This window comes from Pseudomonas sp. Snoq117.2 (genome assembly GCF_900110545.1).
Taxonomy (GTDB): Bacteria; Pseudomonadota; Gammaproteobacteria; order Pseudomonadales; family Pseudomonadaceae; genus Chryseomonas; species Chryseomonas benzopyrenica.
On sequence record NZ_FOED01000001.1, the window covers coordinates 859,959 to 884,863 of the forward strand.

Sequence of the window (24,905 nt, forward strand, 5' to 3'; positions counted from 1 at the left end):
AAGGATGTGATCGATGAAGGCTCTGCGTTATCTCGGCTGGCCCGTGCTGTGCGGTCTGCTCGTTGCGGCCCTGATCATGCAACGCTATCCCCAGTGGCTCGGCCTGCCCGCCCAGCCGCCGCTGTTCGAGGCCGCCCAGGCGCCCTCCTCTTCGCGCCAGCAAGGGCCGGTTTCCTACGCCGACGCGGCGAGTCGCGCCGCACCGGCGGTGGTGTCGCTGCGTTCGACCAAGGCCGCCAAGCCCGGCAAGGCCGGCGATACGGCCAGCGACCGCAAGAGCCCGGCCAAGCCGGTGGAAGAACTCAGCTTGGGATCGGCGGTGCTGATGAGCCATGACGGCTATCTGTTGACCAACAACCACGTGACCCTCGACGCCGAATCCATCGTGGTGGCCCTCGCCGACGGGCGCCAGACCCTGGCCAAGCTGATCGGCAACGATCCGGCCACGGACCTCGCCGTACTCAAGATCGACCTGCCGAACCTGCCGGCCATCTCGGTAGGCGATTCGACCGCCATCCGCATCGGTGACGTGGTGCTGGCCATCGGCAATCCCTTCGGCGTCGGCCAGACGGTGACCATGGGCATCATCAGCGCCACCGGCCGCAACCAGCTGGGGCTCAATACCTACGAAGACTTCATCCAGACCGATGCGGCGATCAACCTGGGCAACTCCGGCGGCGCGCTGGTGGACGCCAGCGGCAATCTGATCGGCATCAACACCGCCATCCTCTCCGGCGGCTCCCAGGGCATCGGCTTCGCCATCCCGATCAAGCTGGCCATGGAGGTCATGCGCTCGATCATCCAGCATGGCCAGGTCATCCGTGGCTGGCTGGGCGTGGCGGTGGAGGTGATCACCCCGGAACTGGTCAAGACCTATAGCCTCAAGGTCGATCAGGGCATCGTGGTGACGGACATAGATCCCGATGGACCGGCGCACAAGGGCGGTCTGCGCGCCGGCGATGTGCTGGTCAAGCTGGCTGGCCAACCGATCAAGGATGGCCGGCTGGCGATGAACCAGATCGCCCGCAAGCAGCCGGGCGACAGCATCCCCATCGAGGTGCGGCGCCAGGACAAGACGGTGCAGGTCAAGGTCACCGTCGGGCTGCGCCCCCTGATGGAAAAGGCGCGCTAGCCACGGGCGTCTCTCAGAGGGTATCGAGGGCCGCGATCAACGCCTGATTCTGCGCCGGCGTGCCGATGGTGATGCGCAGGAAGTCGGCGATGCGTTCGGGGCGGCTGAAGTGACGCACGATGACGCCATGCTCGCGCAAGCCCGCGGCCAGCACCGCCCCGCCCTTCTGCACATGACGGGCGAAGATGAAGTTGGCGGCCGAGGGCAGGACCTCGAAGCCGCGCGCCAGCAACTCGCCCACCAACGCTTCGCGACTCTCGATCACCTGCCGGCAGGTCTCGTCGAAATAGCCGCGATCCTCGAAGGCCGCGGTCGCGCCGGCCAGGGCCAGGCGATCCAGCGGATAGGAGTTGAAGCTGTTCTTGATCCGCTCCAGGGCCTCCATCAGCGGCGCCTGGCCCATGGCCAGGCCAACGCGCAAGCCGGCCAGGGAGCGGGACTTGGACAGCGTCTGGGTCACCACCAGGTTGGGATGGCGCTCGATCAGGGCGACTGCCGACTCCGCCCCGAAGTCGACGTAGGCCTCGTCCACCACCACCACCGAGGTCGGATTGCCGGCGACGATGCGCTCGATGGCGTCCAGCGCCAGGGCGCTGCCGGTCGGCGCATTGGGGTTGGGGAAGATGATGCCGCCATTGGGCCGCAGATAGTCCTCGGGGACGATCTGGAAATCCTCGTCCAGCGCCGGCGTCTCGAAGGCGATGTCGTAGAGGCCGCAATAGACCGGATAGAAGCTGTAGCTGATGTCTGGGAACAGCACGGGTCGGCCATGGCCGAACAGGCCCAGGAAGATGTGCGCCAGCACCTCGTCCGAGCCGTTGCCGACAAAGACCTGGTCGCTCTGGATGCCGTAGTAGCGAGCGACGGCATCCTTGAGCGCCTGGCCGTTGGGATCGGGATAGAGACGCAAGTCATCGGTGGCCGCGGCGCGGATGGCGTCCAGCGCCCGCGGTGACGGACCGTAGGGATTCTCGTTGGTGTTGAGCTTGACCAGGTTGGTCAGCCTGGGCTGCTCACCCGGGACATAGGGCACCAGATTCTTGACGAAGGGACTCCAGAGTTCGCTCATGCCTGCTCCTCCTGAATGCGGTATTCGGCGCTGCGGGCGTGGGCGGTCAGGGACTCGCCACGCGCCAGGACCGAGGCGACCCGGCCCAGCGCGGAAGCGCCGGCGGCCGAGCAGTGGATGATCGAGGAGCGCTTCTGGAAGTCGTACACGCCCAAGGGCGAGGAGAAGCGCGCGGTGCCCGAGGTAGGCAGCACATGGTTGGGACCGGCGCAGTAGTCGCCCAGGGCCTCGGCGGTGTAGCGCCCCATGAAGATGGCGCCGGCATGGCGGATCTTGGGCAGCCACTGCTCGGGCTCGGCGACGGACAGCTCCAGGTGCTCGGGGGCGATGCGGTTGGCCACCTCAATGGCCTGGGCCATGTCGGTGACCTGGATCAGGGCACCCCGCCCTTCCAGCGAGGCACGGATGATGTCGGCGCGCTCCATCTCCGGCAGCAGGCGGGCGATGCTGGCTGCCACGGCGTCGAGGAAGGCGCCGTCCGGACTGACCAGGATGGCCTGGGCGTCTTCGTCGTGCTCGGCCTGGGAGAACAGGTCCATGGCGATCCAGTCGGGATCGGTCTGGCCGTCGCAGACCACCAGGATCTCCGACGGGCCGGCGATCATGTCGATGCCGACCTTGCCGAACACGTGGCGCTTGGCGGTGGCGACATAGATGTTGCCGGGGCCGACGATCTTGTCCACCGGCGGCACGCTTTCGGTGCCATAGGCCAGGGCGGCCACGGCCTGGGCGCCACCGATGGTGAAGACGCGGTCGACCCCAGCCAGGGCCGCGGCGGCCAGCACCAGCTCGTTGACCTCACCGCGCGGCGTGGGCACCACCATGACCACCTCGAGTACGCCGGCGACCTTGGCGGGAATGGCGTTCATCAGCACCGAGGAGGGATAGGAGGCCTTGCCCCCCGGCACATAGAGACCGGCACGATCCAGCGGGGTGACCTGCTGGCCGAGCACGGTGCCATCCGCTTCCTGGTACTGCCAGGATTCCTGGCGTTGCTTTTCGTGATAACGACGGACGCGCTCGGCAGCGGCTTCCAGCGCGGTGCGCTGCTCCGGGGTGATGCGGGTCAGGGCTTCTTCCAGGCGCGCGCGCGGCAGGATGAGATCGCTCATGGCGGTCGCCTCGACACCATCGAAGCGGCGGGTGTATTCCAGCAGCGCGGCGTCGCCCTGGTGACGCACGTCGGCGATGATCGCCAGGACCCGCTGATTGATGTCGGCGTCGGACACCCCTTCCCAGCTCAACAGATGATCCAGATGCTCGGCGAAATCCGGAGCGGCGGCGGCGAGTCGGCGGATGGCGAGCGGAGCGGTCATGGCGGATCCTCTTCAGGAGAGCGAAAGGGGCGCCCGAGAGTAACAGCCGGCTCCGTGTGGGCGCCCGACAATTTGGCTATGGCACGGATAGGCGAAGCTGGAGGGGTGGAAGCAGTCCGGGCCGGCATCAACCTGCCGGCAAGGACTCAGGCGCCTCGCGTCTCGACGGCGTGGCGCAAGGTCTCGATGAGCGCCTGGATACGGCCATGCTGCATCTTCATCGAGGCCTTGTTGACGATCAAGCGCGAGCTGATGTGAGCGATCAGCTCCTGGGGTTCGAGCCCATTGGCCTTGAGGGTATTGCCGGTGTCGACCACGTCGATGATCTTGTCGGCCAGCCCCACCAACGGTGCCAGCTCCATGGAGCCGTACAGCTTGATGATGTCGACCTGGCGACCCTGCTCGGCATAGTAGCGCTTGGCGACATTGACGAACTTGGTCGCCACCCGCAGGCGGCCACGCGGCGCCGGAGCGCCCACGGCGCCCGCGGTCATCAGCTTGCAGCGGGCGATGCGCAGGTCCAGCGGCTCATAGAGACCATCGCCGCCGTATTCCATCAGCACGTCCTTGCCGGCCACGCCCAGGTCCGCGGCGCCATGCTCCACATAGGTGGGCACGTCGGTGGCGCGGACGATGAGCAGGCGCACATCGTCCTGGGTGGTCGGGATGATGAGCTTGCGGCTCTTGTCCGGATTCTCGGTCGGCGCGATCCCCGCCGCTGCCAGCAGCGGCAGGGTGTCGTCGAGGATTCGGCCCTTGGACAGGGCGATGGTCAGCATCGGAGGTCCTTACTTGGGCGTGCGACGGATCTTGGCGCCGAGCAGCTGGAATTTCTCCTCGATGCATTCGTAGCCGCGGTCGATGTGGTAGATGCGATCGATCAGGGTATCGCCTTCGGCCACCAGGGCGGCGATGACCAGGCTCGCCGAGGCGCGCAGGTCGGTCGCCATGACCGGGGCGGCCTTGAGGCTGGGCACGCCGGTGACGATGGCGGCATTGCCTTCGATGGCGATGTTGGCGCCCATGCGTACCATCTCGTGAACGTGCATGAAGCGGTTCTCGAAGATGGTCTCGACCACGGTACCGGTGCCTTCGGCGACGGCGTTCATGGAAATGAACTGCGCCTGCATGTCGGTGGGGAACGCCGGATAGGGCGCCGTGCGGATGTTGACCGCGCGGGGGCGATTGCCCTTCATGTCCAGCTCGATCCAGTTGCTGCCGGTGGCGATGTGGGCACCGGCCTCTTCCAGCTTGGCCAGCACGGCTTCGAGGATGGTCGGATCGGTATCCTTGAGCTTGACGCGGCCGCGGGTGGCGGCGGCGGCAACCAGGTAGCTGCCGGTCTCGATGCGGTCCGGCAGCACCGAATAGGTGGCCCCACCGAGGCGCTCGACACCTTCCACGGTGATGGTGTCGGTACCGGCGCCCTGGATGTTGGCCCCCATGGCGATCAGGCAGTTGGCCAGATCGACGACCTCGGGTTCGCGAGCGGCGTTCTGGATCACGCTGCGGCCCTTGGCCAGGGTGGCGGCCATCAGCACGTTCTCGGTACCGGTCACGCTGACGGTATCGAAATAGTAGTGGGCACCGCGCAGGCCGCCGGCCGGCGCCTTGGCCTTGATGTAGCCGCCTTCGACGGTGATCTTGGCGCCCATGGCCTCCAGGCCACGCAGGTGCAGATCGACCGGACGCGAGCCGATGGCGCAACCGCCGGGCAGGGCGACTTCCGCCTCGCCGAAGCGGGCGACCATCGGGCCCAGCACCAGGATCGACGCGCGCATGGTCTTGACCAGCTCATAGGGCGCGACCAGGGTCTTGATGCTGGAGGCATCCACCTCGACGTTGAGCTTTTCACCGATCACCGGCTGGACGCCCATACGACCGAACAGCTCGATCATGGTGGTGATGTCGTGCAGGTGCGGCAGGTTGGCGATGGTCACCGGAGTGTCGGCGAGCAGGGTCGCGGCCAGGATCGGCAGGGCCGAATTCTTGGCCCCGGAAATGCGAATTTCACCGTTCAGGCAGTTGCCGCCGGTAATGATCAGTTTGTCCATAGCGAGTTCTCGGCGCTGCGAATCAGGCGCGTTCGGCCCAGGCAGCACGGGTGAAGAATTTCATGGTGACAGCATGGATGCTGCCATCGGCGATCTGCGGCTGGAGGTGGGAGTAGACCTGCTGCTGACGCTTGACCGGGCTGAGTGCCTGGAGCTCGTCGCTGATCAGGTAGAGCTGGAAGTTGCAGCCCTCGCCTTCCACTTCGACCTGGGTATCGGACAGTTTTGCCTCCAGGAGGCTTTTGACTTCTTGGGCCTGCATGGCGGCACCTCGGCAATCTAGTACAGCCGGCGATCATACAAAAAAACCGGCTGTACGGCGACTGCGATGACCGTTAGCCGTGAGCGTCGTCCGCCAGGGGCAGCAACTCCAGGGCATCCGAGACCTCGGCGATCTGCCGCAACTCGGAGGGCAGACGGGCGATGGTCAGCGGGCGCCCCGCGGCCTGGGCATCGCGCAGCCAGGCCAGCAACAGCGCCAATCCGGCGCTATTGGAGCGTTCTATGCCAGCGCAGTCGAGCACCAGCGGCCCACTGCCCTGACCGATCAGTGCCCGGCCCTGCTCACGCAGGGCCGGCACATTGGCGTGATCGAGCACGCCCGACAGCTGCAGCCGGGCGCCCTCGCCGGTGACGGCGGCGCGACTCACGAACCGACCTTGGCCTTCTGGGCCTCGGGAGAGTCCTTGGCCTTGGCCACGGTGCCCGCCCAGTTGTTGATGGTCTTGTCCAGGTCGTTGCCGTTCTCCTGCATCGCCTGGGCGAACTGGTCACGGAACAACTTGCCGAGGTTCAGGCCGTTGATGATGACGTTACGGACCTTCCACTCCTCGCCCTGCTTGACCATGCTGTACTGCACGGGATACACGGCGCCATTGTTGCCCTTGACCTCCATGCCCACGCTGGTGCGGTCGGGACCGTCGGACGGACCTTCAGGCAGCACGCGGATGCCCTGGTTGTTGTACTCCAGCAGCGCGTTGCCATAGAACTGCATCAGGCTGCGCTTGAAGTTTTCCTGGAAGCGCGCCATCTGCTCGGGCGAGGCGCTGCGGCTGTAGCGCACGGTCATGATGCTGCGCGAGATGCCTTCGGCATCCACCACCGGGCCGAGGATGTTGTTGAGCGACTCGTAGAAGGCTTCCGGGCTGCTGCGATACCGGTCGCGATTAGTCTCGAGGTCGCTGAGCAGCGTGCTGGTGGTCTGCTGGATGACGTCATGGGCCGAGGGCGCCGCCTGGGACACCAGCGGCAGCAGGGCCAGGATCGCGATCACTCCGTGACGAAGTAGCTTGAGCATGGAGAAGCCTCTCATCATTTATTGGCGGAAGAGTCTTTATTGACCGAGTTGAGCAGGAATTTGCCAATCAGGTCTTCGAGAACCAGCGAGGATTGTGTATCTCGAATGGTCGAACCCTCCTTGAGCACCTGCTCGTCACCGCCCACGCTGATGCCGATGTACTTCTCGCCGAGCAGGCCGGCGGTCAGGATCGAGGCGATGGAGTCGGTCGGCAGGTTGTCCACCTGCTTGTCGATCTGCATGGTGACCCGACCGCGGTAGCTGTTGCGGTCGAGATCGATGGCGGTGACCTTGCCGATGGTCACGCCCGACATGGTCACCCGCGATCTCACGGTGAGACCGGCGATGTTGTCGAAGTAGGCGTAGACCTTGTAGGTATCGTGGTGGTCGCTCATCGTCAGACCGCTTACCCGCAGTGCCAGCAGCAGCAGTGCGAGCACGCCGGCCAGCAGGAAGAGTCCGACACCGATTTCCTGGGTGCGGGTTTGCATCAGAGATCTCCAAACATCAGGGCGGTAAGAATGAAGTCGAGGCCGAGCACGACAAGCGACGCATAGACGACGGTACGGGTGGTGGCGCGACCGATGCCTTCGGAGGTCGGCTCACAGTCATACCCCTGGAAGACGGCGACCCAGGTCACCACGAAGGCGAACACCAGGCTCTTGACCACGCCATTGAGCACGTCGCTGAGCATCACGCTGTTCTGCATGGTGGCCCAGAAGGAGCCGGCGTAGACGCCGAGCCAATCGATGGCGACCATGGCCGCGCCCCAGATGCCCACCACGTTGAACATGGCGGCCAGCAACGGCATGGAAATGAAACCTGCCCAGAAACGCGGCGCGACGATGTACTTGAGCGGATCCACGCCTATCATTTCCAGACTGGACAGCTGCTCGGTGGATTTCATGTTGCCAATCTCGGCGGTCAGCGCGGAACCCGCCCGGCCGGCGAACAGCAGCGCGGTCACCACCGGGCCAAGTTCGCGCAGCAGGGTCAGGGCCACCATCTGCCCCACGGCCTGCTCGGAACCGTACTTGACCAGGATGTTGTAGCCCTGCAGGGCGATCACCATACCGATGAAGAAGCCCGACACCACAATGATCGGCAGCGACATCACGCCCACCGAATAGAGTTGCTTGCCTAGCAGCTGCAGGCCGTTGCCCACGCCACCGCGACCGAACACCGCCAGCAGCAGGACGATCACCGAGCGGCCGATGGCCGCCACGACGTCCAGCCCGGCTCGGCCCAGCCGACGAATCCGCTCCACGGCGGAGACCTTACGCATCAGTGTTTCCCCAGCAAGGCATCGCGCAGATCCGGCGCGGCATAGTGGAAGGGTACCGGGCCATCGGGGATGCCCTGCATGAACTGGCGAACCCGCGGATCCGGCGATTCGCGCAATTCCTTCGGCGTGCCCTGCCCCAGCACCTTGGTGTCGCCCACCACATAGAGGTAGTCGGCGATGCTGGCGGTCTCGGCCAGGTCGTGGGAGACCACGATGCTGGTCAATCCAAGGGCTTGGTTGAGCAGGCGGATCAAGCGCACCAGCACGCCCATGGCGATGGGGTCCTGGCCGACGAAGGGCTCGTCGTACATGAGGATCTGCGGATCCAGGGCAATGGCCCGCGCCAGGGCGACCCGGCGCTTCATGCCACCCGACAACTCGTCCGGCATCAGTTCGACGGCGCCACGCAACCCCACCGCCTGCAACTTGAGCAGGACGATGTCGCGGATCATTTCCTCGGGCAGCTTGGTGTGCACGCGCAGCGGAAAGGCCACGTTCTCGAACACATCGAGGTCGGTGAACAACGCGCCACTCTGGAACAGCACGCCCATCTGCCGGCGCATCTCGAACAGTTCGCCGCGGGACAGCTGCGGCAGATTGGCGCCATTGACCCAGATCTCGCCGCTGCTCGGCCGCAACTGGGCGGCGATGAGACGCAATAGAGTGGTCTTGCCACTGCCGGACGGTCCCATGATCCCGGTGACCTTGCCCCGCGGGATGCGGATATCGACGCGGTCGTAGATGAGACGCGTGCCGCGCTTGAAGGAAACACCCTTCAACTCCACGGCGTACGGGCTATCGACGGTCATCAAGACTCCTAACGTTCAACTCTGTGCAGGGAGACGCCGCTCCGCCGCTTCAGGGCACGCGGCTCTTGCGTTCGGCGGCCCCGGCAAAAGGGCGGCACTATAGCATTCGTTGCCGATGAGACTTCCAAGCTGCAGGCGGCGTTGCTGAGTGTCGCGGCTTTGCGCATATAATTTCCGATTGTCCTGTCACCTGCCTTCTGACCCATGCCCGACTCAATAGATTTCATCGCCTCCGCCAAGCGCACCATAGATGTAGAGCGAGCGGCCGTGGCCGCCCTGGGCGAGCGCATCGACGCAAGCTTTGCCGCCGCCTGTCGCCGGCTGCTCGCTTGCCGCGGGCGTATCGTGGTCCTGGGCATGGGCAAATCCGGGCATGTCGGCAACAAGATCGCCGCGACCCTTGCCAGTACCGGCAGCCCGGCCTTCTTCGTGCATCCGGCCGAAGCCAGCCATGGCGACATGGGCATGATCACCCGTGATGACGTCATCATCGCCATCTCCCAGTCGGGCACCTCCAGTGAGATCCTGACCCTGCTGCCGCTGATCAAGCGCCTAGGCGTCCCTTTGATCAGCTTTGCCGGCAATCCCGCCTCGCCGCTGGCCAAGGCCGCGGACGTCAACCTGGACACCAGCGTCGCCACCGAGGCCTGCCCGCTCAATCTGGCACCCACCTCCTCCACCACCGTCGCCCTGGTGCTGGGCGATGCCCTGGCCATCGCCCTGCTCGAGGCCCGCGGCTTCACCGCCGAGGACTTCGCCTTTTCCCACCCGGGCGGTGCCCTGGGCCGGCGCCTGCTGCTCAAGGTGGAAAACGTCATGCATGCCGGCGCCGACCTGCCGCAGGTCGGCGAAGACACCCTGGTGTCCGATGCCTTGCTGGAGATGTCGCGCAAGGGGCTGGGCATGACCAGCGTGCTCGCCGCCGATGGCCGTCTCGCCGGCATCTTCACCGACGGCGATCTGCGTCGTGCCCTGGATCGCGGCATCGATGTGCGCACCACGCCCATCGCAACCGTGATGACCCGCGGTGGTCGAACCGCCAGGGCGCCGATGCTCGCGGCCGAGGCGTTGAAGATCATGGAGGAGCACAAGATCAACGCGCTGGTGGTGATCGATGACGAACGGCGCCCGATCGGTGCCCTCAACATGGGTGACCTGCTACGCGCCGGGGTGCTGTAGGCCGGGTTATACTGCCCGACTAATACGCCGCACTCTCGTGTTCAACCCGCCGCCCTGGTGCGGCCCACCACAGGTACCCTCATGTTTCGCAGCTTGCGCCGCCCCGTGCTGTTGGTCCTGATCGCCGCCGCGCTCATCGCGATCGGCTACTGGAACATCCTGCCGCAGCGCTTCGTCGATGCTCCGGCCTCGTCGACCCCGCAAGACAGCGCCATCGACGGCTACGCCCTCAATACCCGGACGATCCAGTATCGTCTGGACGGCAAGATCCAGTACGAACTCAAGGCCGAGCGCAGCGAACACGTCAAGGCGACCGACGTCACCCTGGTGACTCGCCCCGACATGCTGGCCTTTCGCGGTACCGACTATCCCTGGCACATTCGCAGTGCCCGCGCCGAGGTCGCCCCCGGTGGCAGTCAGGCGGAGCTGATCGATGACGTGCGCGTCGAGCGTACCGATGAGAAAGGCCGCCCAGTGGTGTTGACCACCACCCGCATGACCGTCTTTCCTGACAAACAATATGCGCAAACCGAGCAAGCCGTTAGAATCGAGGCCGCCAATGGGGTGACCACGGCCAATGGCATGAAAGCGTATCTAGAAGACGGCAGAATGCTCCTGCTGTCCAACGTAAGAGGCCAGCATGAGGTTCGTTAAAACCCTCCCCTTCCTGTTCACCCTCGGCGCCACCCTTGGCAGTGCCGCGGCTTGGGCCCTGCCGACCGATCGCACCCAGCCGATCCGCGTGCAGGCCGACAGCGCCGAGCTCGACGACAAGCAGGGCGTGGCCGTGTACCGCGGAGACGTGGTCATCACCCAGGGCAGCATGAAGATCACCGGCAATACGGTGACCCTGACCCAGGACAACCAGGGCAACATCAAGGTCGCCACCGCAGTGGGCAAGCCGGCCTACTACGAGCAGAAGCCTTCGGCGGACAAGGACATCGTCAAGGCCTACGGTCTGACCATCCAGTATTTCGCCCAGGAAAATCGCATCATCCTGATCGACCAGGCCAAGGTGGTCCAACAGGGCAACACCTTCGAAGGCGAGAAGATCGTCTACGACACTCAGCGCCAGATCGTCAACGCCGGTCGCGCCAATGGCAGCAAGGTCACCACGCCGCGGCCGCGGATCGACATGGTCATCCAGCCCAAGGATCAGCAGCAGTCGGGGCAGGGACAATGACGGTTACGCTCAAAGCCCAGCATCTGGCCAAGAGCTACAAGGGTCGTCAGGTCGTTCGCGACGTCAGCGTCAGCATCGACAGCGGTCAGATCGTCGGCCTGCTCGGTCCGAACGGCGCCGGCAAGACCACCTGCTTCTACATGATCGTCGGCCTGGTCAAGGCCGATCAGGGCCGCGTGCTGATCGACGATCAGGACGTCACCGCCCTGCCCATGCACGGTCGTGCCCGCGCCGGGATCGGTTACCTGCCGCAGGAAGCCTCGATCTTTCGCAAGCTGACCGTGGCCGACAACATCCTCGGCATCCTGGAAACCCGCAAGGACCTGGACAAGGCCGGCCGTCTGCGCGAGCTGGAAAGCCTGTTGCAGGAATTCCACATCACCCATATCCGCGACAACCGCGGCATGAGCCTGTCGGGTGGCGAGCGTCGCCGTGTCGAGATCGCCCGCGCCCTGGCCACCGCGCCCAAGTTCATCCTGCTGGACGAACCCTTCGCCGGTGTGGACCCCATCTCGGTGGGTGACATCAAGCAGATCATCCGCCACCTCAAGGCCAAGGGTATCGGTGTGCTCATCACCGACCACAACGTGCGGGAAACCCTGACCATCTGCGAAACGGCCTACATCGTCAACGATGGCCAGCTCATCGCCGAGGGCACCGCCGAAGAAGTCCTCGCCAATGACCTGGTGAAGGAAGTCTATCTGGGCCACGAATTCCGCCTCTAGGCAAACCCGGGGAAACAAGGCATATAATTTGCTAACGCTCGCAGGGTTCGCGAGGTTCGGTGGCGCTGTTCGCGTCGGTAGACAAGGTGTATTTCCGCAGCCATGAAACCATCGCTAGTCCTCAAGATGGGCCAGCAGCTGACGATGACGCCGCAGCTGCAACAAGCCATACGTCTGCTCCAGCTCTCGACGCTCGACTTGCAGCAGGAGATCCAGGAAGCCCTGGAATCCAATCCGATGCTGGAACGCCAGGAAGAAGGCGAAGACTTCGACCAGAGCGAAGCCGCGGGCGAAGGCGATGAGAGCTCAGGCTCCGGCACCATGGAAACCACCTTCAAGGAAACCTCGGTCGCCACCAACGAGATGGCCGACGAATCCGAGTGGAGCGAGCGCATCCCCAGCGACAGCGAGCTGCCGGTCGATACCGCCTGGGAAGACATCTACCAGACCAGCGCCAGCAGCCTGCCCAGCAACGACGACGACGAGTGGGACTTCACCACCCGTACCTCCGCCGGCGAGAGCCTGCAGACCCACCTGCTCTGGCAGCTGAACCTGGCGCCTATGTCGGATCTCGACCGCCTGATCGCCCTGGCGATCATCGACGGCATCGACACCGACGGCTATCTGCAGGAAAGCCTGGAAGACATCCATGCCTCCCTCGATCCCGAGCTGGAAGTCGATCTCGACGAGGTCGAGGTGGTGCTCAGGCGTGTCCAGCAATTCGAGCCCGCTGGCGTCGCCGCCCGCAACCTGCGCGAATGCCTGCTGATCCAGCTGGCCCAGCTGCCCGCCACCCTGCCCCTGCTCGGCGAAGCCAAGCGCCTGGTTGGCGACTACCTGGATCTGCTCGGCAGCCGTGACTATGCGCAGTTGATGCGGCGCATGAAGATCAAGGAAGATGAGCTCAAGCCGATCATCGAGCTGATCCAGACCCTGCACCCGCGTCCCGGCTCGCAGATCGAATCCGGCGAAGCCGAATACGTGGTGCCGGACGTCATCGTGCGCAAGCACAACGAGCGTTGGCTGGTGGAGCTCAATCAGGAGGCCGTACCGCGCCTGCGGGTCAATCCCCAGTACGCCGGTTTCGTCAAACGCGCCGACAGCAGCGCCGATAACACCTACATGCGCAACCAGCTCCAGGAAGCGCGCTGGTTCATCAAGAGTCTGCAGAGCCGCAACGAGACCCTGATGAAGGTGGCGACCCAGATCGTCGAGCACCAACGGGGTTTTCTCGAATATGGCGAAGAGGCCATGAAGCCGTTGGTCCTGCACGACATCGCCGAGGCGGTGGGCATGCACGAGTCGACCATCTCTCGGGTGACCACCCAGAAATTCATGCACACCCCGCGTGGCATCTACGAACTCAAGTACTTCTTCTCCAGCCACGTCAGCACTGCCGAGGGCGGCGAATGCTCCTCCACCGCGATCCGCGCGATCATCAAGAAATTGGTGGCGGCGGAAAACGCGAAAAAGCCGTTGAGTGACAGCAAGATCGCTGGTTTACTGGAATCGCAAGGTATACAAGTCGCTCGTCGCACGGTGGCTAAGTATCGGGAATCCCTGGGTATCGCTCCGTCCAGCGAACGCAAGCGTCTCCTCTGACGCGTCCTGATGTGTGACCGTGCCTCGATCGACCCGTGTCATGTCGGCGAGCAGCTTCGCCGATCGCAGCCCGGCAATAAGGAGAAGCGGTATGCAAGTCAACATCAGTGGCCATCAGCTTGAAGTGACAGAAGCCCTGCGTGACTACATCGGCGAGAAACTCGCCCGCCTCGAACGGCACTTCGATCGCATTACCAACGTCCAGGTTATCCTGGAAGTGGACAAGCTCAAGCAAAAGGCCGAAGCCACCCTGCACGTCTCCGGCGCTGCGGTGGTCGCCAACGCCGAGCACGACGACATGTATGCCGCCATCGATCTCCTGGCCGACAAGCTCGACCGCCAACTGATTAAACACAAGGAAAAATCGATCGAACGCCAGCAGGGCATTGGCGTCCGCTGAGGTTCGATCGCCGCTTTATGATCAAACTCGAAAACATCCTGACCCCCGGCCGTACCCAGACGGGTGCGCCGGGTGGCAGCAAAGCCGCCGTACTGGAACGCATCGCCGAGCTGGCCGCGCAGGAACTGCCCGGCCATGATGCGGCGCACATCCATGAATGCCTGATGGCGCGCGAACGCCTGGGGTCCACTGGTTTCGGCAATGGCATCGCCATTCCCCACTGCCGCCTGGCGGGTCTGCAGCAACCGCTGTGCGTGCTCTTCCACCTGCAGCAGCCGGTGGACTTCGATTCCCTGGACGGCGCCCCGGTAGACCTGGTATTCGTCCTGCTGGTCCCGGAAGCGGCCACCGAACAACACCTCACCCTGCTACGCCAGATCGCCGGCATCCTGGATCGCGCCGACATCCGCGACCGACTGCGCAAGGCCAAGGACAGCCAGGCGCTCTATCAGATCGTCGTCGAGGCCCAGAGCGGACACTGACATGCACCTCATCATCGTGAGCGGACGTTCCGGGTCGGGCAAGAGTACGGCGCTCAACGTGCTTGAGGACAATGGCTTCTATTGCATCGACAACCTGCCGGCCAGTCTGCTACCCGAGCTGGCCCAGCACGCCCTGACCGACATGGAGCGGCCCCAGCCCAAGGTCGCCCTGTCCATCGATGCACGCAACCTGCCCAGCCAGTTGCAGCGCTTTCCCGAATTGCTCGAACAGGTACGCAGCCGCAACATCCGCTGTGACATCCTCTATCTGGATGCCGATGACCAGACGCTGCTCAAGCGCTTTTCCGAGACGCGCCGCCGGCATCCGCTGTCCAACCAGGAAAGATCCCTGGCCGAGGCCATTCACGACGAACAGGTGCTGCTGTCGCCCATCGCCGATTTGTCCGACCTGAAGATCGACACCACTCACCTGAATCTCTATCAGCTGCGCGACATCCTCAAATTGCGCCTGCTGAACGCGCCGGAGCCGGGTACCGCCTACCTGGTCGAGTCCTTTGGCTTCAAGCGCGGCCTGCCGGTGGATGCCGACATGGTCTTCGACGTGCGCTTCCTGCCCAATCCCTATTGGAAACCGGACCTGCGCGATTTTTCCGGACTGGACGCCCCGGTGCGGGAGTATCTCGAGCAACAGCCCGAGGTAGAGACCCTGTACAATGACATCCGCGATTACCTGGTGAAGTGGCTGCCGCGTTTCGCCGCCAACAACAGGTCCTATGTGACCGTGGCCATCGGCTGTACCGGTGGTCATCACCGTTCGGTCTATCTGGCCGATCGCCTGGGTCGCGAACTCAAAGACCTGCTCAAGAACGTCCAGATTCGTCACCGCGATCTCTGACGCCCGTTTCGTTTCGACAAGGACAGACTCAATGCCTGCCCAACAGATCACCATCATCAACAAGCTGGGTCTGCACGCCCGTGCCGCCGCCAAGTTCGTCGGCGTGGCTGGCCGCTATCCCGCCAGCGTTCGCGTCGGCCGTAGTGGCGAGTCGCCGGTCGATGGCAAGAGCATCATGGCGGTCATGATGCTGGCCGCCGGCAAGGGCACGGTGCTGCAACTGGAAACCGAAGGTGAACAGAGCGACGAGGCCATGCGCGCCCTGATCGAGCTGATCAACAATTACTTCGACGAGGGTGAGTGATAAGCACCCTGCTCCAGCCGCATCCCATAAAAAAAGCCGCCCGAGGGCGGCTTTTTTTATGGGGCGTCAACTCAGGCGTTCAGCGCCGCTTCGTAGCGACGGGACACTTCCGGCCAGTTGATGACGTTGAAGAAGGCGCCGATGTAGTCGGGACGCCGGTTCTGGTAGCGCAGGTAGTAGGCGTGCTCCCAGACGTCCAGGCCGAGGATCGGGGTATTGCCAGTCATCAGCGGGCTGTCCTGGTTGCCGGTGCTCTCGACCACCAGCTTCTTCTCGGGGGTGACGCTCAGCCAGGCCCAGCCGCTGCCGAAGCGAGTCAGGGCCGCCTTGGTGAAGGCTTCCTTGAAGGCATCGAAGCCGCCCAGCTGGGACTCGATGGCCTCGGCCAGGGCGCCTTCGGGCTTGCCGCCGGCGTTGGGGGCCATCACGGTCCAAAACAGGCTGTGGTTGGCATGGCCGCCACCGTTGTTCTGCACGGCGCCGCGCTTGTCCTGGGGCAGCTTGTCCAGTTGACGAACCACGTCTTCGGCCGACAGGTTGGCGAACTCGGTGCCTTCCAGCGCCGCGTTCAGGTTGTTGATGTAGGTCTGGTGGTGCTTGGTGTGGTGGATTTCCATGGTCTGGGCATCGACGTGCGGTTCCAGCGCGTCGTAGGCGTAGGGCAGCTGAGGCAGAGTATGCGGCATGCGGATTGTCTCCATGGTGGCTTTGGTATGGACCCAACGCCCGAGGGCGCCGGGGAGTACGGCAGATGCGCGAGGACGCATCCTGTGAAGCCTGGGCCGTCCGGTCAACGGATTCGACCGCACGGCTATGTCCTAGTGCATTGCTAGGATACTAACGAGTAACGGGGTGGGCTGTCTCCCGTTCGACGGGATTTTCCTCATCGCGACAACTCCAACCGCTTTTCTAGCTGCCAGCCAGGGTCATGCCGTCGATCAGCACCGAGCCGGTACGTAGACTGCCGCGGCGCTCCACGTCGCTGCCCACGGCCAGGATCTGGCGGAACATGTCGCCGAGGCGACCGGCGATGGTGACCTCCTGGACCGGAAACTGGATCTCGCCATTCTCGATCCAGAAGCCACCGGCACCCCGGGAGTAGTCGCCGGTGACCAGATTGGTGCCCTGCCCCATCATTTCCGTGACCAGGAAGCCCGTGCCCATCTGCCGGATCAGCTCGGCCTGGTCGGCCGTGCCATGACTGACGTGGAGGTTGTGCACGCCACCGGCGTTGGCGGTGCTCTGCATGCCCAGCTTGCGCGCGGAATAGCTGCCGAGCACATAGGACACCAGCTGGCCGTTCTCGACGAAGGGCTTGGCGTAGGTGGCCAGGCCTTCGCCATCGAAGGCGGCACTGCCCAGGGCGCGCGGCAGGTGCGGTCGCTCGTCCAGGGTCAGCCAGTCGGGAAACACCTGCTGACCCAGGGCGCCTTCGAGGAAGGACGACTTGCGATAGAGGTTGCCACCAGAAATGGCGGCGAGAAAGGTGCCGAACAGGCCGGCGGCCATTTCCGGGGAAAACAGCACCGGGACCTTGGCGGTGGGCACCGGCCTGGCACCCAGGCGACTCACGGCACGCTCGGCGGCGCGGCGACCGATCTCCTCGGCGCTCATCAGCTCGCTGCCGATGCGGTTGACGTCGTAGTAGTAGTCGCGCTGCATGGCCTCGCCGCTGCCGGCGATCATCACGCAGCTCAGGCTGTGCCGAGTGCTGGCGTAGCCGCCGACGAAACCGTGGCTGTTGCCGTAGACCCGGCAGCTCTGGTGGGTATTGAGGGTGGTACCGTCGGCATTGCCGATGCGGCTGTCGGCGGCATAGGCGGCCGCCTCGCAGGCCAGGGCCTGCTCGATGGCCTGCTCGGGAGTGATGTCCCAGGGATGATAGAGGTCGAGATCAGGCAGCTCGCCGCGCGCCATCAATTCGGCATCCGCCAGGCCCGCGCAGGGATCCTCCGAGGTGTGCTTGGCGATGGCCAGCGCTGCGGCCACGGTTTCGCGGATCGCTTCGGGACCGGTGGCGGAGGTACTGGCCGAGCCCTTGCGCTGACCGGCATAGAGGGTGATGCCGAAGCCCTGGTCGCGATTGAACTCGACGGTTTCCACCTCGCCCTTGCGGACCGAGGTGGACAGGCCCTGGTCGACCGAGACGGCCACTTCACCGGCGCTGGCACCCTGGCGCCGGGCCTCGGCCAGGATGGCCTCGACCTGTTCGCGCAATTCGGGGAGCGCGGCGGGACCCACGGCAGCGTTGCGATTCATGACGTTCTCCTTACGGACGGCGCCGGCCAGGCCGGACAACCGTGCGGCAACTCGTTATGATGGCGCCCATTCTTAGCTGGACCCCATAGTTCATGGTTGATTCTTACGACGACGACGCGCCGCTGGGCGAAAAGAGCAAGACGCAAGTCAAGCGCGAACTGCACGCGCTGCAGGAGCTGGGCGAACGCCTGGCCGGGTTGCCCGCCGAGCAGCTGGACCGCCTGCCGCTGACCGATCCGCTGCGCAAGGCCCTGGCCGAGGCGCCCAAGCACAAGACCCACATTGCGCGCAAACGGCATGTCCAGTACCTGGGCAAGCTGATGCGCGACCAGGACCTGGAAGCGATCCTGGCGCTGGCCGACCAGATGGACACTTCGACGCGGCAGTACAACGAGCGCTTCCACGCCCTGGAGCGCTGGCGTGACCGCTTGATCGCCGAGGGCGACCAGGCGCTGGAGGCCTTCGTGGCGCTGTATCCGGAAACCGATCGCCAGCATCTGCGCGGCCTGGTGCGCCATGCCCAGCACGAGGCGGCGCACAACAAGCCGCCCGCGGCGGCGCGCAAGGTCTTCAAGTACATCCGCACCCTCGACGAAACCCAGCGCGGTCTGCGCTAGGTTTCTGTCCGCTACGGCTACGGCCGGTGCCCGCATCAGGCGCCGGTGCCGCCCACGGTGATGGCGTCGATCTTCAGCGTCGGCTGACCCACGCCCACCGGCAGTGACTGGCCGTCCTTGCCACAGGTCCCTACCCCCGCATCCAGCGCCAGGTCGTTGCCGACCATGGATACCCGGTTCATGACCTCAGGTCCGTTGCCGATCAGGGTGGCGCCCTTCACCGGACGACCGAGCTTGCCGTTCTCGATCAGGTAGGCCTCGTTGGTGGTGAAGACGAACTTGCCACTGGTAATGTCCACCTGACCGCCACCCAGGCTGGCGCAATAGATGCCCTTCTCCACCGAGGCGATGATCTCGGCCGGATCGCTCTGGCCGGCGAGCATGTAGGTGTTGGTCATGCGCGGCATGGGCAGGTGGGCATAGGACTCGCGGCGACCATTGCCGGTGGGCGCCACGCCCATCAGCCGGGCGTTGAGCTTGTCCTGCATGTAGCCCTTGAGGATGCCGTTCTCGATCAGCACGTTGTAGCCGCTGGGCGTGCCCTCGTCGTCGATGGACAGGGAGCCACGGCGATCCGGCAGGGTGCCGTCGTCGACGATGGTGCACAGCGACGAGGCTACCTGGCGCCCGAGCTGGCCGCTGTAGTTGGAGCTGCCCTTGCGGTTGAAATCGCCTTCCAGGCCATGGCCGACCGCTTCATGCAGCAGCACGCCGGACCAGCCGGCGCCCAGCACCACCGGCAGGGTACCGGCCGGGGCCGCCGTGGCCTCCAGATTGACCAGCGCCTGGCGGACCGCTTCGCGGGCATAGCCCAGGGCGCGGTCGTCACGCTGGAAGTAACGATAGTCGCAGCGACCACCACCACCGCTGTTGCCGCGCTCGCGGCGGCCGTTCTGCTCGACGATGACGCTGACGCCCAGGCGCACCAACGGGCGCACATCGGCAGCGAGGGTGCCGTCGACCGCGGCCACCAGAGTGCGCTCCCAGACCCCGGCCAGGCTGATGGTGACCTGCTGGATGCGCGGATCCAGGGCACGGGTGGCCTCGTCCAGCTGCTTCAGGAAGGTGACCTTGGTGGCGCGATCCAGCACATCGAGGGGATTGTCCTGGCCATAGAGGCGCTGCGCGGGTTCTACCGCACGAAATGCCTGGACCTGGCCCTCGACGCCGCTACGGGAGATGGAACGCGCGGCTTGGGCGGCCAGATCCAGGGCCTCGCCGGTAATGGCGTTGCTGTAGGCGAAGCCGGTCTTCTCGCCGGACAGCGCCCGCACCCCGACGCCCTGGTCGAGGTGGAAGCCGCCTTCCTTGACGATGCCGTCTTCCAGCAGCCAGGACTCGGAGACGATGCTCTGGAAATACAGGTCGGCGGCGTCGATGCCGGGCCCGGCCAGACGCTGCAGCACGGGTTGCAGATCGTCCACCGCGAGTCCGCCGGGGCCCAGCAGGGCCGAGCCGACGCTATTCAGGTAATCACTCATGGAAACTCCAGACGACGCCAACAGGGGCGCCGGAACGATGAAGGGGTCGCGAGCTGGCCTCTAGCCTACTCGCGGAAGTCTCGGGTCCCTGATGCAAAAGACCAATGGCCGTCATTGCCGTTCGGCCAGGCGCGCCGGTGCGAAGCGGCGGTGCTGGGTAACGGGCATCCGCCGCCGCAACTCGGCCTGGCGCTCGGCATCGCGTTCGATGAGCAACACCGCCTCGCCGCTGGCCTGGACGGCCAGGATCTCGCCCCAGGGATCCACTGCCATGGCGTGGCCCCAGGTCGTGCGGCCATTGGCATGGATGCCGCCCTGGGCGGCGCCCAGCAGATAGCTCTGGGTCTCCACCGCCCGGGCACGCAGCAGCAGCTCCCAATGGGCCTGGCCGGTGGGCACGGTAAAGGCCGAAGGCGCGCTGATCAGCTCCGCCCCGGCGGCACGCAGGGCGCCGTAGAGTTCGGGAAAGCGCAGGTCGTAGCAGACGCTCAGGCCCAGGCGACCGACCGGGGTGTCCACCACCGTGAGGGCTTCGCCGGCGGCATAGTGATCGGATTCGCGATAGCTGCCCTGGCTGTCGCTGACGTCGGCATCGAAGAGGTGCAACTTGTCGTAGCGGGCGATGCGCTGCCCCCGGTCGTCATACAGCAGCGAGCAGGCACAGGGCTTGCCCTCGGTGGCACCGTCGGGCAGCAGCGGCAGGGTGCCGGCGAGCAGCCAGAGGCCTCGTTCACGCGCTTGGCTGGACAGCCAGGGCAGGATCTCGCCCTCGCCGAGCGCCTCCGCTCGGGCCAGTTCGGCGGGAGCCGAATGGCCGATGGCGACGAAGTTTTCCGGCAGCACCGCCAGTTGCGCACCGGCGTTGGCGGCGCGTTCGAGCAGTCGCTCGGCAGCGCGCAGATTGGCCGCCACCGCGGGGCCGCTGACCATCTGCAGGATGGCTATGGACATGCAGGCACTCCAGAAGGGAGCGTCCATCCTAAGCAGCGGGGCGACCGCAGGGCAATGCTCAATCGCGCTTACCCGTGGTCATGGTCGGATTCTGCCAGGGGCCTTCGATGTGATAGTTGATGCTGGCCATGCGCGTGATGCGATCGCCGATCAGTCGATCGACGATGAACAGCGCGCCACCGATGGCGGGTGCCCCGGCGATCAGCGCGGCCAGCGGCAGGGAGTTGCTGACCGGCAGCCCGACCTTGAGGTTGGCGTCGACCCGGTTGCTGGCCATGTCCAGCAGGCCCTGCAGACTCATCTCGGCACCCGGCCCGCTGAGGCTGATGGGCTTGCGGGTGCGGAAGGCGCCCTGCTGGGCGTCGAGCACGCCGGTGATGCTGTCGTAGCTCAGGCCCTTGCCGAACAGATCGGAGAAGTCCAGGCGCAGGCGGCGGCGGATGGACTCGAAGTTGAGCAGGCCGAAGATGCGTAGCGCCGAAGCCGTGCCTTCCACCTGGCGCAGCTGGCCATCGTTGAAGCGGGCATCGAGACTGCCATTGAGTCGGGCCAGGGCGACATGGGCCGGCGAGCCAGGCCAGTCGACCCGGGCATCCAGGCGGAAATCGCGACTGGTGACGCTGGAGGCGAAATTCCAGCCCAGCAGGATGTCGGCGATGTTGCCGCCAGACAGACGTCCCTGGTAGTAGCTGTGGGTCGCACCCGGTGCGCCTTCCCAACGCAGGGCGCCCATGACCTTGAGGCCCCGCAGGTCGAGATCCAGGGCATTGAAATTGGCGCCTGACGGCGAAGGCCTGAGCTGCAGGCGCTGGGCGCCGACCAGACGACCACCCAGTTCCAGACGGTCGATGGCCAGATTCAGCGCTGGCAGGGCGCGCGGATCGACGTCTGCCAGGGGATCGGGACGTGGCGCCTCGCTTGCCACCGAGGGATCCGCCGGCGTCTGGGGAATGCGCAGGTGTTGCAGATTGATGTCGATCGGCTGCCCGGTCTGGCGGGGAATGCGCACCTGGCCCGCGATGGTCTGGCTGGCCAGGCCGAGTTGCCAGGCAGTACCCAGGGGTTCGTAGGTGAGGCGCAGGTTGTCGATCTGCTGACCGAAGGCCAGGAAGCGCCCGAAGCTGAGATCACCCCGCCCGAGGCTGGAGATGTCCAGGGTATTGCCACCGCCCTGCCCTGCGCTACCACCGCCACCGGCACTGGCCTTGCCATAGCGCTGGTAGACGTCCTGCCAGGCGGCCAGATCGAATTCCGCCAGTTGCCCGCGCAGGTTGTAGCCGGGGGCAGTGGGCAAATTGGCGGTGCCGCCCCCCAGCACGATCTCGCCGCGGCCCTTGGCGATGGCCTTGGGATCGAGCATCAGCACGGCATCGGCGAGGCCCTTGTAGGTCGCCTCCACCCGGCGCTCGCCATCGTTGAGCGCCAGGCTGAAGAAGCCTTCGCGCGTCTCGTCGGCCTTCTTGCCGAAGGGTGCCGGCAGCTCGATGGTCACCCCGCGCAGATCCGAGGTGACGGCCAGTTCGCTGTGCTCGGCGAGGGTCAGGCCGAGGCGATAACCGAGCAGGCCACGCGCCGGAAGGGGTCGCCCTTCGCTACCCAGCCAACGCGCCAACTGGTCGACATCGACGCGGCCGTCCACCACCAGCCGGGTGCGGGGATCGTCGGGCTTGCCCTCGGCCAGCGCCTGACCGCGGATGGGCTGGTCGAAGACCCGCGCCTGGATGTCGGGGGCGCTGAGGCCGCTGCGAGTGTCGTAGCGAAAGCTGCCGCGCAGGTCGGTGAGGGTCAGTTGGGGATCGGCCAGTTCCAGGCGCGCCTTGTCCGGCGTCAGCTCGACCACCACCACCGGTGGCTGCCCCTTGGCCAGGGGGATGTCCAGATTGAGGCTGCTGTTGTTCAGCGCACCCTCGCCCTTCCAGCCGGCAAAGACCTTGGCGGTCGGCAGCGGCGTATCCTGGAGGATCTTCAGGCCATCGCGCACGCTGCTGTCGAGTCGGGCGGAGAGACGTAGATGCGGCGCGCTGCCATCGTGCAGCAGCGGGATGCGCGCCTCGACGTCTCTGACCCGGGTGTCGAGAATGCGTCCCTCGGGGACCTGGACCTTGACCCCGTCGCTTTCGATGAAGACATCGCCACGCGCCTCGCGCAGAGCGGGCCAGCCTGGCTGATAGGCCAGCTGGGCGTCGTGCACGCGGAAGAACAGACTCATGGTGCGCGAGTGCGCGGGCGAGCCGTGGCGCAGGGAGCCCTGGTACTGGTAGATGGCCTCGTCGATGCGGCCGCCGACGATGGCGGTGGTCAGCCACTGGGCCAGCTCCGGGCTGAAATCCGTGGCCGGCAGCTTGGTCGGCAGGTACTTGCGGGTGTAGCTGGCGTCGCCATCCTTGAGGCCGACGCGCAGGTCCATGTAACTGTCCACCTCCGGATGCAGGCCAAGCTGAATGTGCATGTCGCCACTGGCCGCGCCCTCCGGCCCGGTGACCTGCATCAGGGCACTGCCCAGGGTGAAACGCTGGTCGTCGAGACTCCAGGTCAGCCGCGCCTTGGCGGTACGATAGCGCCAGGGCTCAGGGAAGAGATCGCTCAGGTGCAGCATGAAGTCGGAGCTGTCCAGGCGCAATTCGCCACCGCCCAGGCTGCCGCTCAGGCTGCCGGTGACGCCCTCGGCGGCCGGGGCGCCACGATAGGCGGCAAAGCCCACCCGCTCCAGGTTGGCCGCATAGGAGAGCCGCTCGCGCAGTGGTTTCTGCGGATAGAAGTCGGCGTTGAGATTGCGCAGCTGGCCATGAGGCGCCAACGCCTGGAGCGCCTGGACCACCGGCGCCGGCAAGGGTGCCAGGTCCCGGGCCAGCCGGGCAGCCTGCTTGAGATCCAACTGGTCGCCACGGACCTGCAGGTGCTGGGCGGTGCTGTCATAGCCCAGACCATAGCGCGCCTCCAGCGGTTTGCCGTCGAGTTGGGTCTTGAGCGCCAGAGCCCCGTTGTACCGGTTGGCATCGCCGGCCTGCTGGTCGGCGTCCAGGGTCAGGGCCTGCAGGCGCACCGGGGTATGGTCGGCATAGGCGAGGGTCAGTTCATCCGCCTTCAGGCGCAGGTGGGAACGTTGCAACCGCCCTTCGGCCCAGGCGAACCAGAGCTCGCCTTCCGCCTGGGCACGGCGCAATTGCCATTGTCGGGTCAGGGTGCCCGGGACCCAGCGAGACCAGTCGCTGGCGGGCAAACTGACATAGCCTTCTAGCCCACTGGCGCGCCAGTCCTCGGGACGTGGCATGGCGCTGAAGTGCGCCGCGACCGTGCCGCCATCGGGCAGGCGGAAACGCGTCGCCAATTCCAGGGCGCCGCTGAGCTGCCGGGACAGGCTGGCCTCGGCATACCTCAGGGTCACCGGGGAACCCTGCTGGGGGATCAGGCTGAGCTGACTGTCCAGCAGACTGGCATGGCCCAGCCGCGCCAGGCCATCGAGCACGGGACCCGGATCGAAGGGCTTGGCATCCGGCGCGCGCGGCGGCAGGCCGCGCAGTTGCCAGTGCCCCTGGGCATCCTCCTCCAGCACCAGATGGACCCCGTCGATCTGCACGGACTTGAGCCGCAGCTGGCGATGCCAGAGGCTGCCAAGGACATCCGGCACCACCTTGAGATGATCCAGCTGCACCGTACCTTCGCCGCGTCCGAGACTCAGGTCGCGCAGGATCAGCACCGGATTCCAGCGGGCCCAGCGTCCTTCGAGTCGGCCCAGGCGCACCGGCTCGCCGAACGCCGCCGCAGCGCGCGACTCGACTTCGTTGCGGTATTCGCCGACCCAGGGCATGAGCAACCGCCCCAGGCCGAGGTAGAGCGTCAACAGGACGAGCAGCAGCAGCGCCAGACCCAGCGCGCCGCGCTTGAACAGGGCCATCAAGGCGCG

At 65.5% G+C, this 24,905-nt stretch carries 26 protein-coding genes; 11 read left to right on the forward strand and 15 right to left on the reverse strand.

The features are described from left to right. Positions 1-13: 13 nt before the first annotated feature. Positions 14-1,132: a S1C family serine protease gene (locus tag BMZ43_RS04330; protein WP_093250299.1), complete on the forward strand. Its 1,119-nt coding sequence runs from the start codon at positions 14-16 to the stop codon at positions 1,130-1,132. A 13-nt stretch (positions 1,133-1,145) separates the two neighbouring features. On the opposite strand, the gene hisC is transcribed toward BMZ43_RS04330, so the two are convergent. The 10 genes from hisC to BMZ43_RS04380 form a co-directional block, all read right to left on the reverse strand. Next, on the reverse strand, positions 1,146-2,201 hold the full coding sequence (gene hisC / locus BMZ43_RS04335; RefSeq protein ID WP_093250304.1) for a histidinol-phosphate transaminase: 1,056 nt from the start codon (positions 2,199-2,201) through the stop codon (positions 1,146-1,148). Next, complete coding sequence (gene hisD, locus BMZ43_RS04340) at positions 2,198-3,517, reverse strand: histidinol dehydrogenase (protein WP_093250309.1); 1,320 nt, start codon at positions 3,515-3,517, stop codon at positions 2,198-2,200. The genes hisC and hisD overlap by 4 nt, the downstream gene beginning before the upstream one ends. Before the next feature lie 146 nt (positions 3,518-3,663). Then, complete coding sequence (gene hisG / locus BMZ43_RS04345; RefSeq protein WP_093250315.1) at positions 3,664-4,296, reverse strand: ATP phosphoribosyltransferase; 633 nt, start codon at positions 4,294-4,296, stop codon at positions 3,664-3,666. 9 nt (positions 4,297-4,305) lie between these two features. Beyond that, the gene (gene murA, locus BMZ43_RS04350) at positions 4,306-5,571 is read right to left on the reverse strand and encodes a UDP-N-acetylglucosamine 1-carboxyvinyltransferase (RefSeq protein WP_017640061.1); all 1,266 of its coding nucleotides are present in this window, start codon (positions 5,569-5,571) and stop codon (positions 4,306-4,308) included. A 22-nt stretch (positions 5,572-5,593) separates the two neighbouring features. Continuing rightward, on the reverse strand, positions 5,594-5,833 hold the full coding sequence (locus BMZ43_RS04355) for a BolA family protein (RefSeq protein WP_093250321.1): 240 nt from the start codon (positions 5,831-5,833) through the stop codon (positions 5,594-5,596). A 73-nt stretch (positions 5,834-5,906) separates the two neighbouring features. After that, positions 5,907-6,221, reverse strand: coding sequence for an STAS domain-containing protein (locus BMZ43_RS04360; RefSeq protein ID WP_093250323.1), 315 nt, complete (start codon positions 6,219-6,221; stop codon positions 5,907-5,909). After that, a complete protein-coding gene (locus tag BMZ43_RS04365; protein WP_093250992.1) occupies positions 6,218-6,868 on the reverse strand; it encodes an MlaC/ttg2D family ABC transporter substrate-binding protein in 651 nt (216 codons plus the stop codon). Before BMZ43_RS04365 ends, BMZ43_RS04360 begins: the two co-directional genes overlap by 4 nt. Before the next feature lie 14 nt (positions 6,869-6,882). Further along, positions 6,883-7,359 carry an outer membrane lipid asymmetry maintenance protein MlaD gene (mlaD, locus tag BMZ43_RS04370; protein WP_007159511.1) on the reverse strand — a complete coding sequence of 159 codons (477 nt, stop codon included), beginning with the start codon at positions 7,357-7,359 and terminating at the stop codon, positions 6,883-6,885. Further along, positions 7,359-8,153, reverse strand: a complete 795-nt coding sequence (gene mlaE / locus BMZ43_RS04375) for a lipid asymmetry maintenance ABC transporter permease subunit MlaE (protein WP_093250325.1) — start codon at positions 8,151-8,153, stop codon at positions 7,359-7,361. Before mlaE ends, mlaD begins: the two co-directional genes overlap by 1 nt. Then, a complete protein-coding gene (locus BMZ43_RS04380) occupies positions 8,153-8,962 on the reverse strand; it encodes an ATP-binding cassette domain-containing protein (protein WP_017640057.1) in 810 nt (269 codons plus the stop codon). The genes mlaE and BMZ43_RS04380 overlap by 1 nt, the downstream gene beginning before the upstream one ends. 204 nt (positions 8,963-9,166) lie before the next feature. On the opposite strand from BMZ43_RS04380, the gene BMZ43_RS04385 reads away from it, so the two are divergent. The 9 genes from BMZ43_RS04385 (at position 9,167) to BMZ43_RS04425 (ending at position 15,693) form a co-directional block, all read left to right on the forward strand. Next, entirely contained in the window at positions 9,167-10,141 is a 975-nt protein-coding gene (locus BMZ43_RS04385; RefSeq protein ID WP_026083729.1) for a KpsF/GutQ family sugar-phosphate isomerase, read from the forward strand. Positions 10,142-10,222: 81 nt separating this feature from the next. Then, complete coding sequence (gene lptC / locus BMZ43_RS04390; RefSeq protein WP_007159515.1) at positions 10,223-10,795, forward strand: LPS export ABC transporter periplasmic protein LptC; 573 nt, start codon at positions 10,223-10,225, stop codon at positions 10,793-10,795. Next, the gene (lptA, locus tag BMZ43_RS04395) at positions 10,782-11,324 is read left to right on the forward strand and encodes a lipopolysaccharide transport periplasmic protein LptA (RefSeq protein ID WP_017640055.1); all 543 of its coding nucleotides are present in this window, start codon (positions 10,782-10,784) and stop codon (positions 11,322-11,324) included. The genes lptC and lptA overlap by 14 nt, the downstream gene beginning before the upstream one ends. Next, positions 11,321-12,049 (forward strand): LPS export ABC transporter ATP-binding protein, encoded by a 729-nt coding sequence (lptB, locus tag BMZ43_RS04400; RefSeq protein ID WP_017640054.1) that lies wholly within the window; start codon positions 11,321-11,323, stop codon positions 12,047-12,049. The genes lptA and lptB overlap by 4 nt, the downstream gene beginning before the upstream one ends. Before the next feature lie 102 nt (positions 12,050-12,151). Next, positions 12,152-13,651 (forward strand): RNA polymerase factor sigma-54, encoded by a 1,500-nt coding sequence (locus BMZ43_RS04405; RefSeq protein WP_093250327.1) that lies wholly within the window; start codon positions 12,152-12,154, stop codon positions 13,649-13,651. 91 nt (positions 13,652-13,742) lie between these two features. Further along, entirely contained in the window at positions 13,743-14,051 is a 309-nt protein-coding gene (gene hpf, locus BMZ43_RS04410; RefSeq protein WP_017640052.1) for a ribosome hibernation-promoting factor, HPF/YfiA family, read from the forward strand. Positions 14,052-14,068: 17 nt separating this feature from the next. Further along, positions 14,069-14,533 (forward strand): PTS IIA-like nitrogen regulatory protein PtsN, encoded by a 465-nt coding sequence (gene ptsN / locus BMZ43_RS04415; protein WP_017640051.1) that lies wholly within the window; start codon positions 14,069-14,071, stop codon positions 14,531-14,533. A gap of 1 nt (position 14,534) precedes the next feature. Then, positions 14,535-15,389 (forward strand): RNase adapter RapZ, encoded by an 855-nt coding sequence (rapZ, locus tag BMZ43_RS04420; protein ID WP_017640050.1) that lies wholly within the window; start codon positions 14,535-14,537, stop codon positions 15,387-15,389. Positions 15,390-15,420: 31 nt separating this feature from the next. Further along, positions 15,421-15,693, forward strand: a complete 273-nt coding sequence (locus BMZ43_RS04425; protein ID WP_017640049.1) for an HPr family phosphocarrier protein — start codon at positions 15,421-15,423, stop codon at positions 15,691-15,693. Between the two features lie 71 nt (positions 15,694-15,764). On the opposite strand, the gene BMZ43_RS04430 is transcribed toward BMZ43_RS04425, so the two are convergent. Together BMZ43_RS04430 and pmbA are read right to left on the reverse strand one after the other, a co-directional pair. Next, positions 15,765-16,379, reverse strand: coding sequence for a superoxide dismutase (locus BMZ43_RS04430; protein ID WP_017642374.1), 615 nt, complete (start codon positions 16,377-16,379; stop codon positions 15,765-15,767). Between the two features lie 223 nt (positions 16,380-16,602). Then, on the reverse strand, positions 16,603-17,952 hold the full coding sequence (gene pmbA / locus BMZ43_RS04435) for a metalloprotease PmbA (RefSeq protein ID WP_017642375.1): 1,350 nt from the start codon (positions 17,950-17,952) through the stop codon (positions 16,603-16,605). Between the two features lie 92 nt (positions 17,953-18,044). On the opposite strand from pmbA, the gene yjgA reads away from it, so the two are divergent. Further along, positions 18,045-18,569, forward strand: coding sequence for a ribosome biogenesis factor YjgA (yjgA, locus tag BMZ43_RS04440; protein WP_017642376.1), 525 nt, complete (start codon positions 18,045-18,047; stop codon positions 18,567-18,569). Positions 18,570-18,604: 35 nt separating this feature from the next. On the opposite strand, the gene tldD is transcribed toward yjgA, so the two are convergent. From tldD to BMZ43_RS04455, 3 genes are all read right to left on the reverse strand, one after another. After that, entirely contained in the window at positions 18,605-20,050 is a 1,446-nt protein-coding gene (gene tldD / locus BMZ43_RS04445) for a metalloprotease TldD (protein WP_017642377.1), read from the reverse strand. Between the two features lie 111 nt (positions 20,051-20,161). Then, the gene (locus BMZ43_RS04450; protein WP_093250329.1) at positions 20,162-21,001 is read right to left on the reverse strand and encodes a carbon-nitrogen hydrolase family protein; all 840 of its coding nucleotides are present in this window, start codon (positions 20,999-21,001) and stop codon (positions 20,162-20,164) included. Positions 21,002-21,059: 58 nt separating this feature from the next. Next, positions 21,060-24,896: a YhdP family protein gene (locus tag BMZ43_RS04455; protein WP_093250994.1), complete on the reverse strand. Its 3,837-nt coding sequence runs from the start codon at positions 24,894-24,896 to the stop codon at positions 21,060-21,062. Positions 24,897-24,905 lie beyond the last annotated feature (9 nt).

Coding starts and splice junctions, on each gene's coding strand:
- BMZ43_RS04330 (WP_093250299.1), top strand. CDS start 14: ATGAAGGCTCTGCGTTATCTCGGCTGGCCCGTGCTGTGCGGTCTGCTC.
- hisC (WP_093250304.1), bottom strand. CDS start 2,201: ATGAGCGAACTCTGGAGTCCCTTCGTCAAGAATCTGGTGCCCTATGTC.
- hisD (WP_093250309.1), bottom strand. CDS start 3,517: ATGACCGCTCCGCTCGCCATCCGCCGACTCGCCGCCGCCGCTCCGGAT.
- hisG (WP_093250315.1), bottom strand. CDS start 4,296: ATGCTGACCATCGCCCTGTCCAAGGGCCGAATCCTCGACGACACCCTG.
- murA (WP_017640061.1), bottom strand. CDS start 5,571: ATGGACAAACTGATCATTACCGGCGGCAACTGCCTGAACGGTGAAATT.
- BMZ43_RS04355 (WP_093250321.1), bottom strand. CDS start 5,833: ATGCAGGCCCAAGAAGTCAAAAGCCTCCTGGAGGCAAAACTGTCCGAT.
- BMZ43_RS04365 (WP_093250992.1), bottom strand. CDS start 6,868: ATGCTCAAGCTACTTCGTCACGGAGTGATCGCGATCCTGGCCCTGCTG.
- mlaD (WP_007159511.1), bottom strand. CDS start 7,359: ATGCAAACCCGCACCCAGGAAATCGGTGTCGGACTCTTCCTGCTGGCC.
- mlaE (WP_093250325.1), bottom strand. CDS start 8,153: ATGCGTAAGGTCTCCGCCGTGGAGCGGATTCGTCGGCTGGGCCGAGCC.
- BMZ43_RS04380 (WP_017640057.1), bottom strand. CDS start 8,962: ATGACCGTCGATAGCCCGTACGCCGTGGAGTTGAAGGGTGTTTCCTTC.
- BMZ43_RS04385 (WP_026083729.1), top strand. CDS start 9,167: ATGCCCGACTCAATAGATTTCATCGCCTCCGCCAAGCGCACCATAGAT.
- lptC (WP_007159515.1), top strand. CDS start 10,223: ATGTTTCGCAGCTTGCGCCGCCCCGTGCTGTTGGTCCTGATCGCCGCC.
- lptA (WP_017640055.1), top strand. CDS start 10,782: ATGAGGTTCGTTAAAACCCTCCCCTTCCTGTTCACCCTCGGCGCCACC.
- lptB (WP_017640054.1), top strand. CDS start 11,321: ATGACGGTTACGCTCAAAGCCCAGCATCTGGCCAAGAGCTACAAGGGT.
- BMZ43_RS04405 (WP_093250327.1), top strand. CDS start 12,152: ATGAAACCATCGCTAGTCCTCAAGATGGGCCAGCAGCTGACGATGACG.
- hpf (WP_017640052.1), top strand. CDS start 13,743: ATGCAAGTCAACATCAGTGGCCATCAGCTTGAAGTGACAGAAGCCCTG.
- ptsN (WP_017640051.1), top strand. CDS start 14,069: ATGATCAAACTCGAAAACATCCTGACCCCCGGCCGTACCCAGACGGGT.
- rapZ (WP_017640050.1), top strand. CDS start 14,535: ATGCACCTCATCATCGTGAGCGGACGTTCCGGGTCGGGCAAGAGTACG.
- BMZ43_RS04425 (WP_017640049.1), top strand. CDS start 15,421: ATGCCTGCCCAACAGATCACCATCATCAACAAGCTGGGTCTGCACGCC.
- BMZ43_RS04430 (WP_017642374.1), bottom strand. CDS start 16,379: ATGCCGCATACTCTGCCTCAGCTGCCCTACGCCTACGACGCGCTGGAA.
- pmbA (WP_017642375.1), bottom strand. CDS start 17,952: ATGAATCGCAACGCTGCCGTGGGTCCCGCCGCGCTCCCCGAATTGCGC.
- yjgA (WP_017642376.1), top strand. CDS start 18,045: ATGGTTGATTCTTACGACGACGACGCGCCGCTGGGCGAAAAGAGCAAG.
- tldD (WP_017642377.1), bottom strand. CDS start 20,050: ATGAGTGATTACCTGAATAGCGTCGGCTCGGCCCTGCTGGGCCCCGGC.
- BMZ43_RS04450 (WP_093250329.1), bottom strand. CDS start 21,001: ATGTCCATAGCCATCCTGCAGATGGTCAGCGGCCCCGCGGTGGCGGCC.
- BMZ43_RS04455 (WP_093250994.1), bottom strand. CDS start 24,896: ATGGCCCTGTTCAAGCGCGGCGCGCTGGGTCTGGCGCTGCTGCTGCTC.